Raw genomic sequence first — 10,431 nt, 5'->3', positions numbered from 1 at the left:
GCGGTGTTCGAGGCGCTGGGCGGCGCGCTCGCCGCGGCGGCCGCGCCCGGACCCGCCCAGGAGCTTCCCTCGCAGGCGGTCCTGCTGCTGCTGCTGCTCGCCGGCCTCTTCGCCTGGGCCTTCGCCGCGCTGGCTCACCGGCTCGACCCGCTGAGGCGCTAGGCGCTAGGGTGGGGCGATAGGGTGCGCTGGCTCCTCCTGCCCCTCCTGGCGATTGCCCTGCTGGCGTCCGTCGAGACCTGCCCGGAGCATCTCCTCATCCAGGGGCCCGAGCGGCGCTACGTGCCGCCCGTGCCGGTGGCGACGCCGGGAGCGCCCTGGGGCGCGGACGCTGCCGGCAGGGACATGGGCTGTTTGATGAGCCGAGGCCTCGGCCGCAGCCTGGAAATCGGCTTCGTGGCCTTGCTTCTGGGCGTGCCCTTCGGACTCCTGCTGGGCTTGCTCTTCGGCTGGCGCGGCCTGAGCCTGGGTATCGCCGGCGAGATCTTCATCCTGGCCGGCCTGCTCCTGCTCTTCGGCGCCGAGGTCTACCGCCTGGCGCTGGCCCTGGGGGTGGCGCTCTTTATCGGGCGGGCGGTGGCGACCCGGGTCCACGCCGTGCTGGTCGAGCCCTATATCGAGGGCGCTCGAGCGCTCGGCGGCGGCGGCGTCCACATCCTGCGCGCCCACGTCCTGCCTCACCTCCTGCCACTCTTGCCCGGCACCCTGGCCGTCGGCTTCGGCATGACCTTCTTGTGGATGGCGGAGCTTGCCGTCTTGGGCTTTCACGACCGCGGCGTGTTCAGCATCGACTTTGCCGGCGGCCCCGCGCCGGTGTCGGCAGTCCGGTTTTTTGCCGCCGACCCCGACCTGGGCCAGTTTATCGGCTGGGCCCGCTACGAGTGGCTCTACTACGCCGACCAGCTCTTCTTGCCCGCGCTGCTTCTCGTGGTGCTCTATCTCGCCTTCGGCGACCTGGGCCGGGCCCTGGGCAAAGAGGAACATTCGTCCTAGCGCAACGGCCGTTGCGGGGCGTCCGCGTTCACCTGCTGCGCGGCGACCAGAGCCTGTGGCGGCCCGGCTGAGCTAGGCGGGCGACGCGCGCCTCTTTGGAGTCTCGGTATAGACTGGGTTAATGATCGAGAAACTGAAGTCCCTAGAACGCGAGTTCACCGACCTGGAGGCGCAGCTCGCCGACCCCCAGGTGATCGCCGACCAGGCGCGCTACCGAACGATGATGCAGCGCTACAGCGAGCTGAGCGCCATCATCAAGATCTACCGCGACTACGCCGAGGTCTTGAGCGGCGTAGCGAACGCCGAGGAGGCGCTTCTAGACCCCGACCTCGAGGCGATGGCCCGCGAGGAGCTGCCCGCGTTGGGGGCCCAGCGCGCCGACTTCGAGAGCAGGCTCGAGCGCCTCCTCTTGCCCAAGGACCCCTTCGACAGCAAGAACGTCATCGTCGAGATCCGCGCGGCGGCGGGCGGCGGCGAGGCCTCGCTGTTTGCCGCCGAGATCTACAACATGTACGCCCGCTACGCCGAGAGGCTCGGCTACAAGGTGGAGCTTTTGGACTCCTACCCGACCGACGTGGGCGGCTTCAGCAAGCTCTCCTTCGAGATTCTGGGCGCGGGCGCCTACAGCAAGTTCAAGTACGAATCGGGCGTCCACCGGGTCCAGCGCGTTCCCGAGACCGAGACGCAGGGGCGCATTCACACCAGCACCGTCACCGTGGCCGTCCTACCCGAGGCCGAAGACGTGGACGTGGCCCTCTCGCCCGCGGACTACCGCGTCGATGTGTTTCGCTCGTCGGGTCCCGGCGGTCAGTCGGTCAACACCACCGACTCAGCGGTGAGAATCACCTTCAAGCCGGGCTCGAGCGAGGAGATCGTGGTCTCCTGTCAGGACGGCAAGTCGCAGATCAAGAACAAGGAGAAGGCTCTGACCGTCTTGCGCTCGAGGTTGTTGGAGCGCGAGATGGAAAAGGCCCAGGCCGAGGCGCGTGAGGCGCGGCTGGTGCAGATCGGCAGCGGCGAAAGAAGCGAGAAGATTCGCACCTACAACTTTCCGCAGTCGCGGGTGACCGACCACCGCATCGGCTACACCAGCCACAACCTCTCGGACATCATGCTGGGCGGGCTCAGTGAACTCACCCTGGCGCTCAGCGAAGCCGAGCAGGGCCGCCGCCTCGACGAGATGTCCGGGGAGACGGCCGGGGCGGTGGCGGGGGCTACGGGTGGCGCGGCGTGAGTTCGTCGTTGCCGCTGCGGTGCTGCTCGACCCCAAGGGGCGAGTACTGCTGGTAGGCAACGACTGGCAAGGCTTCGGCAACGTGCGCTACACCCTGCCCGGCGGCGTGGTGGAGCGCGGTGAGTCCACTATCGACGCGCTCGCCCGCGAGGTCAAAGAGGAGACGGGGCTCCAGATCACCCGGATCGAGCACCTCGCCTACGCCGTTCACGTCGAGGACGTGCGCCGCAACGACCGGGCGGTCTCCTTTGCCTTCGTGGCGGCCTACACCGGGCTCTTAAACCCGCGCGACCCGGACGGCTTCATCGTCGAGGCGCGCTTTTTTCCCGTCGAGGAGGTCGAGGCGATGATTCCCATCCCGCCCCTGCGCGAGCCGCTCGCCAACTACCTGCGCGACCGCACGCCCGGACGCTTCTACTCCTACGCGGGCTGGGACGGGCGCGGGCTCCAACAGGTCTAGCCCCTTGTCCTCTCCAGCCCCGTCACGACAGCAGGAGGCCGCGCTAAAGCGCTTGGGGCGTTACGCCTTCTTGCTCGACAACTCGGTTCGCTTACCCGTCATCAACTACCGTATCGGCTTAGACCCCATTATTGGCCTGATTCCGGGCATCGGCGACGCGGTGGGCCTCGTGCTCGCGAGCGTGCTCATCTTGGAGGCCGCCCGCCTCGGCGCCCCCAGAAAGACGCTCCTTCTCATGGTTTACAACGCCGTGCTCGACGCGGTTATAGGCGCCGTGCCCGTCATCGGCGACACCTTTGCCGCAGTCTGGAAGGCCAACGCCCGCAACATGGTCTTGCTCGAGCGCCACTTGGACCCAGCCGCGCCCAGGAGATCGGTCTCGCGGCGCGGCCTGATTCCTTTCATCGTCGCGGTGACGGCGACGCTTGCTCTGGCACTGGCGGCCCTGGCCTACGTGCTCTTTTGGCTTTCGGGCTTCTTCCGCTGAGACGCTACGCCTACCAAAGGCGTGGGAGGCCTTTATCCTCTCGGTTCGCCCGATAAAGTGGCGTAAGCGAAGAAACCTGCGCGACGTTCTTGGCGGCGCCAAGAAAGACCGCTACTTTGCGGGTTCAGAAACCCCTCACGACATCGGCCGGGCGGCGGCCCTGGCGAGCGACCCGGAGGTGATGGCAAAGTCGGGTCAGGCGCTCGCCACCTGGAACCTGGCGCTCGAGCATGACTTTGCTGACCTCGACGGCACGCAGCCGCACTGGCAGAAGTTTCTCGAGACGATGCGGGAGAAGGGAGCTTGAGCTGCGGCGGTTAGAGCCGCCCCAACCATGAGTGCTCCGGCTGCCGCCGCGCCAGCGCCGCGCGCAGCCAGGCGCGCTGCTCTCTTGACAAGCGCGGCAAGACCCGTGCGAAGTCCTCTTCGTCTTTTCTCCTTGGCGGTTTGCCGCTCGTCGCGCTCTTGAAGAGCAAGACCGCTTCCGGTGCGAGATAGATAAGAGCGTCGCGGTGCAAGAGCGCTCTCGCTAGGGGAAGGCTCACCCCCTCGTCGCGGCGGTAGAGCCAGCGGTCGCCTCGTCTGGGCGTCAGCAGGATATCCAAAAACTCCCCGCCCCACCGGGCATGGACCTGCGTGACCTCGGCCTCGAGCGCCTCGCCCCGCAGCCAAGGCGCGTACTTGCCGTCCTCGACGACCTTGTGCAAACGCCAGCCGCGCGCCAGGAGATGGCCCTGGAGGGCGGGCACGTCGTCGCGGAAAACGCCGAGGTCGAGGTCGTCATGGTAGCGCGTCGGCGCGCCCATAAAGAGATCCAAGGCCCAGCCGCTCGAGACGAACCAGGGGCAGGGCAGGCCCGCGAGTTCCCCTGCGACGGCCTCGATGGGAGCAAAGCCGGTCGTGCGAACGTGCCAGAGGGAGGCTGCACGCTCGAGTTCGCGGATGAGTGGCCCTTTGCCGTCGGTATAAGCCTGGCGGTCATCCGCAAAGCGCGCGGCGAGTTCGAACTTGAGCCTCTCGTAGCGGGTAGCGGCCTCAGGATGAGTACGCAAGAAGTCGCGAAAGAGCAGGTAGCGTGGCCAGTGCTCGGTGTCGAAAGCAACCACGTGCAGATGGACGTCAGGCGCCTCCTTCCGAAAGTAGTGCCTGCCGGGAATGCCGTATTCGCCCAGGTCATCGTAGCCGAGCCGGGTGAGCGCTTGGACCCTGTCGCCCGGCATAGGCAAGGGATGGACGCGCGCGGCGATGTCGATGCAGGGTTTGGCGGCCATGCCGGAAATGCTGGTGCTGCCGATATGGGCGATGCCTTCGAGCACCCCACCTTCGGTGCAGTCGCCGAGCGCGCCCACGATTCGCCCCTTCTCTAGCTCATAGCTTTCGGCCCAGCCTGGGTCGTGGTCGCGCAGTTCGGTGGGTTCCGGCATGAACGGTTTCCTGGCGGAGCATTCAGGCGATGTACTGGCTCACGAAGTCCAGATAGCCGCGCCGCCCGCCCTGCTTGCTCCAGCGCTTGAGCGACAAGCGTATCCGCTTCAGGCAGGCGACGATCTCCCCCTGCGTCACCGGCTCGGGCAGCTCCAGTCCGTCCGCCTGTTCGTCCGCCTGCTCGTCTCCTACCAGCGCCTGGCGTCCCAGCCGCCACTCGCACATCCCTCTTACCCTGTTGTAGACCTTCTGCTCGAGCTCCGCGAGGCGCAGCACCGGGGCATCGCGCCCGCGCTCCTCGGCCCCGTAGGCGCGGATCAGCCCGTCGAGGGCCGCGCCGACGCCCCAGTCGCTCAGCTCGCCGTTCTCGCGGTAGACGCTGACGATGGCGAACTCGATGTTTTGCAACACGTCTTGGTACTGCTCTTCGAAAGGAACGGTCATACCCTACCTCCACCACTCGAGCGCGCTGTCCTCGAAGGCCAGCGGCGCGGCCCTTTCGCCCTCGGCGTAGGTCGTCAGGGCGCTGTAGCGCTCGCCTTGAGGTTTGCGGTAGACCTCGAGGCGGTTTTCGTTCAAGTCGAGAATCCACACCTCGGGGATTCCTGCCGTGGCGTAGACGGGCAATTTCTTGTTGCGGTCGTAGGCAAGGCTGCTGTCGGCAACCTCGATAAGCAGCAGGATGTCCTCCGCTCTCGGCAAGCGCTCTTGATAACGCTCTCTAGGAAGACGCAGCAGAACAATGTCAGGCTCGGGCTCGGAATGCGCCGAAAGGTGGATGGGACTTTGCGACACGACCATGACCTGGCCGCTCAAGCTGAGCACGAATCGCTCGACCAGTTGGGCGACGGCGAAGCTATGCTTGGGTCCAATCGGCGTCATGGCATAAATCTCTCCGTCCAAGAGCTCCACTCGAGCGTCCTCGGGCAAGATGCCCGCGCGGCCCATGCACTCGTAGTCTTTCACGGTGAAGCGGTAGAGAGCGGGCTGAATCATGCGCCCAGTATAGAAAAAGTGCGGCGTTCTGGCAAGAACGCCGCACCTGAAGGGTCTGGGCCTTTACATGTTCGCAATCAGCGCCTCGCCGAACTCGCTGGTCTTTAACAGGGTCGCGCCCTCCATCAGCCGGTGAAAGTCGTAGGTCACGGTCTTTTGGCCGATGGTCTTCTTCATGCTGGCGGTGATCAGGTCGGCGGCATCAAACCAGCCCAGGTGCCTGAGCATCATCTCGCCCGAGAGGATGACCGAGGAGGGGTTGACCTTGTCCTGGTTCGTGTACTTGGGGGCGGTGCCGTGGGTGGCCTCGAAGACGGCGTGGCCCGTTTGGTAGTTGATGTTGGCGCCCGGCGCGATGCCGATGCCGCCGACTTGCGCGGCGAGCGCGTCCGAGAGGTAGTCGCCGTTTAAGTTCAAGGTGGCGATGACGCTGTACTCGGCGGGGCGGGTGAGGATCTGCTGGAGCATGGCGTCGGCGATCACGTCGTTGACGATGATATCTCTGCCGCTGTCGGGATTCTTGAAGGTCAGCCAGGGCCCGCCGTCCAGTTCGCTGGCGCCGTACTCGCGCTTAGCTAGCGCGTAGCCCCAGTCGCGAAAGGCGCCCTCGGTGAACTTCATGATGTTGCCCTTGTGCACCAGCGTCACCGAGGGCTTGTCGGCCACGACGGCGTAGTCGAGAGCGGCGCGCACCAGGCGCTCGGTGCCCTCGACCGAGACCGGCTTGACGCCCAAGGAACTCGTCTCGGGAAAGCGGATCTTGGTGACGCCCATCTCGCCCTGCAAGAACTCGAGCAGCTTCCTCGCCTCGGGCGTGCCGCTTAAGTACTCGATGCCCGCATAGATGTCCTCGGTGTTCTCCCTGAAGATCACCATGTCCACGTCCTCGGGCTTTTTCACCGGGCTGGGCACGCCATCGAAGTACTGCACCGGCCGGACGCAGGCGTAGAGGTCGAGGCGCTGGCGCAGGGCCACGTTGATGCTTCTTATGCCGCCGCCGACGGGGGTGGTCAAGGGGCCCTTGATGCCGATCAGGTACTCGCTCAAGGCCTCGACGGTCTCGTCGGGCAGCCACACGACTTCGCCGTAGACCTCGTTGGCCTTGTCGCCCGCGTAGACTTCCGTCCAGGCGATGCTCTTCTTGCCGCCGTAGGCCTTGGCGACCGCGGCGTCTAAGACGCGCTTTGACGCCGCCCAGATGTCCGGGCCGGTGCCGTCGCCCTCGATAAAGGCGACGATGGGACGGTCGCCGACTTGCAGTTCGCCGTCCTGAACGGTTATCTTATCCCCTTCGGGAACGCGGATGTGCTTGTACGCCATGGTTCACCTCGAGCTTGAGAATAGAAGGCCAGGCTTGCCGATTGCCTTGCGGGCTCGAGTCTACCATCCGCGTGTTCCCCGCGAGGCTCTGTTAGAGTGGGGCCATGACCTTTCGGCGGGACCTTTCCATCCCAGAGGCCATCGTGCTCGTCCAGGAGCAGGCCAAACCCCTGGGCAGCGAAGAGGTTGGGCTGCTGGAGGCCTACGGCCGGACCCTGGCCGAAGACCTCGTCAGCCTGGTCGATCACCCGAGTGCCGACAACTCGGCCCTGGACGGCTACGCCTGCCGTGAGGTCGATACCCTCTCCGCCTCGGATGAGACTCCGGTGCGGCTCAGGGTCGTCGGCGAGGTGCAGGCGGGGCGCGTCTACGCTGGCGAGGTCGGGCCGGGCGCGGCGGTGAGCATCACCACCGGCGCGCCCACCCCCAAAGGGGCCGACGCCATCGTCATGGTGGAGAAGACCGAGCGCCGAGGGGACGAGGTGCTCGTCTTCCACCCGGCCAGCCCCAGCGACGTGCGCCCGCGTGCCCAGGACCTGCGGACGGGCGCACGGTATCTGCGCGCCGGGCAAAAGCTCAGCCCGGCGGCGGTGGGGGTGGCCGCCTCGATGGGCTACGCCCGCCTCGAGGTCATCAGGCAACCGAGGGTGGCGATCCTCTCGACCGGCGACGAGGTGAAGGAGCCCGGCACGCCCATAGCGCCCGGGCAGCTCTACAACTCTAACGCCTACTCAGTCGCCGGGCTCGTCTTGGCAGCCGGCGGCGTTCCCCTGGTCCTGCCCAAGGCGAACGACGACAAAGGCGCCCTCCGCGACGCCCTCGAGGGGCTCGGCGACGTCGACCTGCTGGTGACTTCGGGCGGGGTGTCGATGGGCAAGTACGACTTCATCCGCGATCTGCTTATCGAGGAGGGGACGGTCCACTTCTGGAAGGTGGCGGTGCGCCCCGGCGGTCCTGCCATGTTCGGCGAGTGGCGCGGCCTGCCGGTCTTCGGTCTGCCTGGCAACCCGGTCTCGAGCATGGTCATCTTTTTGCTTGTCGCCCAGGCCTGGCTGCACCGGGCGCTAGGCTCAACGGAAGCCCTGCCCTTTGAGCGGCGCGTCACGGCCACCGCCGAGGATACTTTCAAGGGCGCGGGTTACAAGACGGCCTTTCGCCGCGCTCGGCTCCTCTTCGACCCCGAGCGGGGGTACCGGGCGCACTCTACCGGCGAACAGGGTTCGGGCCTGTTGACCTCGATGCTCTACGCGGACGCTCTTGCCATCGTCCCGCCGCACCAAGACGTCGAGGTGGGGGAGAGGCTCGAGGTGATTTCCCTCTAGGGAGGCTTCCTGCTCGAGCGTCAGCTAGGCTGGCTGGTTTTGAGTGGACGGTAACTTACCGGATGGCTCAGCTAGACGTTCCCGCTGAGCCATCCGGTGTCTTGTTTCGCGGCAGCACCAGGCCGCGTGAGTCCGCCTTCAGAACGAGCATCGCTTTGACCCCGAGGGTATTCGGGACCGCCTCCTGGCAAGGCGGGCAGAGGGATAAGCGGGTTGCTCAGGCTGGCCGCCGATGAGAACTTCAACAACGACATGGTGCGCGGCCTCTTGCGGCCCAACCCCAACCTGGACTAGGTTAGGGGCTCTAGCCCCTGCGCCTAGCGGCGCTGACCTATCGTGCGCGTACAAGACTCAGGGCTCTTTGCGGCAGGCGATCAAGCTCAGCCGCGCGTTCGGAGCGCAGCGGAGAATGAGTCTGCTAGAGCGACTTGTTATGCCGCTGACTCAACTGGTAAATCCCAGCCAGGGAAAACGAGTACGGCGGGGTGACATTTTAGCGCGTGAGCAAAAACCTTGGCACGCTCAACACCGAGATTGACCCGGCCATTCTCAATGGCAGAAATCGTCGCTTGAGGAATGCCCGTGAGCTCTGCAAGCTGGCTCTGACTTAACTCCTGAAGCTCCCGCATAATACGAAGCGATTCGCCGACGGAAACTTCAATTCTTTTCTTAGCAGGTGCGAATTCGTCCATATCACCTTCTCCTGTAATCATGCGGGGTCACGTCTACAACCTGGATCAGCAAAGCGTCGCCCTCCACTCTATAGATCACCCGCCATTGCTGCCCAAGCCGAGAGGAACGGTGCCCATTCCACTGTCCCGAAAGCGCCTCATCACGGAACCCCTTGATAAGCCGCAAGCCTGGAGGGCCTGAGAGTCTGGCAACATCTTTCCATTTCTCGTAGCGTTTCAGAATCTCAACGGGCACGGACTTCGAGAGCATTTTATCGACCCGTCGCTGCTCTTCTATCCGCCACATGTTACATTATGTATATGACATATTTAGTATGTCAAGCCCCACAGGCCCAATCGTTTTACAGCTTGACGGCTGAGCTTAGCGGCACGCCCCAAGAAAATACCCTCGATGTCACTACCATGGTCACTACCATGACCCGTTACGCCTATGAGCGGGTGCAGAGGGGTGAGCCGATGCCGGGTGTTTTTGAGGTGGCGCGCACGGTGCCGGTCGGTCTGGCGATTGAGGACATCCTCCTGCTGGCCGAAGGTAGTCTTGAACAAGAAATGGAGGATGAGCAGGGGCCATTTCTGCTGTATTCTAAAATGGATACTCTCCACGGCTAAAACCCCCCTTCGGAACACCTTACTCGTGCTACACTGATTCTGTGAAGCACAAGGGAGGAGCACGACATGGCTAATTTGACAATCACCATAGAGGACGACCTCCTCAAACGCGCTCGGATACGGGCGGTCGAGCAGAATACCTCGGTGAACGCCGTGTTGCGCGACTACCTGGAGCAGTATGCAGGCCTCAAAGCGCGGCGTGAAGCGGCGTCACAGGCTATTCTGGCACTCTCGAAGACAGCACAATCTGAGCACTCAGGCGAACGTTGGACGCGTGACGAGTTGCACGAGCGGTGAGGGTGTTTTTCGATACGAACATACTTGTCTACCTCTTCGACCGCCATGCACACGAGAAGTGGCGCAGAGCCCAGGACCTTTTTCTGACGCACAGCGTAGACGGTAGCCTGTTGCTGAGTACGCAGGTCTTGCAAGAGTTCTACGTCACTGTTACCCGCAAGCTCTCAGCACCTCTGGGCGGCCCTGAGGCGCTCGAGGCGGTACGCCTTTTTGCGAGTTTCCCCATGACACAGGTGGACGCCGAGCTGATCGTCCGGGGAGCGGAGCGCAGCCAGCGCGAGATGTTCTCCTTCTGGGATGGTCTCATTCTCGAGGCGGCGCTAGCCGGGGGTGCAACGCGGCTCCTCAGCGAGGATATGCAGCACGGGCGAGAGGTCTCGGGCATGGTCATCGAGAACCCTTTTCTAAGGGCGGCGTGAGCACCTGCTTGGCAAAACCCGTCGACCCTTGGCACTAGCACGGTACCAGCCTGAGTCTTGCCTCGATGGTCTTGATAGAATTGTCCAAGCCAGGCCCGTCAGCGAGCAGGACACCGCATCTCGGCGGGTCGGCAAGCGCAAGGCGACACTTAACCCTCTCGTTTAGAGGCTCGAGCG

At 64.5% G+C, this 10,431-nt stretch carries 14 protein-coding genes; 8 read left to right on the top strand and 6 right to left on the bottom strand.

Translation table 11 applies throughout. The annotated features are described in order from the left end of the window. The first annotated feature begins 183 nt into the window (after positions 1–183). From M3498_15250 to M3498_15235, 4 genes are all read left to right on the top strand, one after another. Positions 184–993: a hypothetical protein gene (locus M3498_15250; GenBank protein ID MDQ3460637.1), complete on the top strand. Its 810-nt coding sequence runs from the start codon at positions 184–186 to the stop codon at positions 991–993. Positions 994–1,114: 121 nt separating this feature from the next. Then, positions 1,115–2,227 (top strand): peptide chain release factor 1, encoded by a 1,113-nt coding sequence (gene prfA, locus M3498_15245; protein MDQ3460636.1) that lies wholly within the window; start codon positions 1,115–1,117, stop codon positions 2,225–2,227. Further along, positions 2,214–2,687, top strand: coding sequence for an NUDIX hydrolase (locus tag M3498_15240; GenBank protein ID MDQ3460635.1), 474 nt, complete (start codon positions 2,214–2,216; stop codon positions 2,685–2,687). Before prfA ends, M3498_15240 begins: the two co-directional genes overlap by 14 nt. Positions 2,688–2,739: 52 nt before the next feature. After that, positions 2,740–3,174: a DUF4112 domain-containing protein gene (locus M3498_15235; protein MDQ3460634.1), complete on the top strand. Its 435-nt coding sequence runs from the start codon at positions 2,740–2,742 to the stop codon at positions 3,172–3,174. 317 nt (positions 3,175–3,491) lie between these two features. Here M3498_15235 and M3498_15230 read toward each other — a convergent pair whose 3' ends face one another. The 4 genes from M3498_15230 to icd all read right to left on the bottom strand — a co-directional run bounded on the left by M3498_15230 (position 3,492) and on the right by icd (position 6,915). Then, positions 3,492–4,598, bottom strand: a complete 1,107-nt coding sequence (locus tag M3498_15230; protein MDQ3460633.1) for a GrpB family protein — start codon at positions 4,596–4,598, stop codon at positions 3,492–3,494. A 22-nt stretch (positions 4,599–4,620) separates the two neighbouring features. After that, positions 4,621–5,043, bottom strand: coding sequence for a hypothetical protein (locus M3498_15225; protein MDQ3460632.1), 423 nt, complete (start codon positions 5,041–5,043; stop codon positions 4,621–4,623). Between the two features lie 3 nt (positions 5,044–5,046). Continuing rightward, positions 5,047–5,595, bottom strand: a complete 549-nt coding sequence (locus tag M3498_15220) for a Uma2 family endonuclease (protein MDQ3460631.1) — start codon at positions 5,593–5,595, stop codon at positions 5,047–5,049. A gap of 63 nt (positions 5,596–5,658) precedes the next feature. After that, entirely contained in the window at positions 5,659–6,915 is a 1,257-nt protein-coding gene (icd, locus tag M3498_15215; GenBank protein ID MDQ3460630.1) for an NADP-dependent isocitrate dehydrogenase, read from the bottom strand. 104 nt (positions 6,916–7,019) lie between these two features. Here icd and M3498_15210 point away from each other — a divergent pair, with 104 nt between their 5' ends. After that, on the top strand, positions 7,020–8,237 hold the full coding sequence (locus tag M3498_15210; GenBank protein MDQ3460629.1) for a molybdopterin molybdotransferase MoeA: 1,218 nt from the start codon (positions 7,020–7,022) through the stop codon (positions 8,235–8,237). A gap of 431 nt (positions 8,238–8,668) precedes the next feature. Here the strand turns inward: M3498_15210 and M3498_15205 are convergent, their stop codons facing one another. Together M3498_15205 and M3498_15200 are read right to left on the bottom strand one after the other, a co-directional pair. Then, positions 8,669–8,929 (bottom strand): helix-turn-helix domain-containing protein, encoded by a 261-nt coding sequence (locus tag M3498_15205; protein ID MDQ3460628.1) that lies wholly within the window; start codon positions 8,927–8,929, stop codon positions 8,669–8,671. 1 nt (position 8,930) lies between these two features. After that, positions 8,931–9,215 carry a type II toxin-antitoxin system mRNA interferase toxin, RelE/StbE family gene (locus tag M3498_15200; protein ID MDQ3460627.1) on the bottom strand — a complete coding sequence of 95 codons (285 nt, stop codon included), beginning with the start codon at positions 9,213–9,215 and terminating at the stop codon, positions 8,931–8,933. A gap of 128 nt (positions 9,216–9,343) precedes the next feature. Here M3498_15200 and M3498_15195 point away from each other — a divergent pair, with 128 nt between their 5' ends. The 3 genes from M3498_15195 to M3498_15185 all read left to right on the top strand — a co-directional run bounded on the left by M3498_15195 (position 9,344) and on the right by M3498_15185 (position 10,254). Next, entirely contained in the window at positions 9,344–9,538 is a 195-nt protein-coding gene (locus M3498_15195; GenBank protein ID MDQ3460626.1) for a hypothetical protein, read from the top strand. Positions 9,539–9,604: 66 nt separating this feature from the next. Then, positions 9,605–9,835, top strand: coding sequence for a DUF6364 family protein (locus M3498_15190; GenBank protein MDQ3460625.1), 231 nt, complete (start codon positions 9,605–9,607; stop codon positions 9,833–9,835). A 2-nt stretch (positions 9,836–9,837) separates the two neighbouring features. Then, positions 9,838–10,254, top strand: a complete 417-nt coding sequence (locus M3498_15185) for a PIN domain-containing protein (GenBank protein ID MDQ3460624.1) — start codon at positions 9,838–9,840, stop codon at positions 10,252–10,254. Positions 10,255–10,431: the final 177 nt, after the last annotated feature.

This window comes from Deinococcota bacterium, assembly GCA_030858465.1.
In the GTDB taxonomy this organism is placed as follows: domain Bacteria; phylum Deinococcota; class Deinococci; order Deinococcales; family Trueperaceae; genus JALZLY01.
This window is presented reverse-complemented; position numbering and strand designations above follow the sequence as displayed.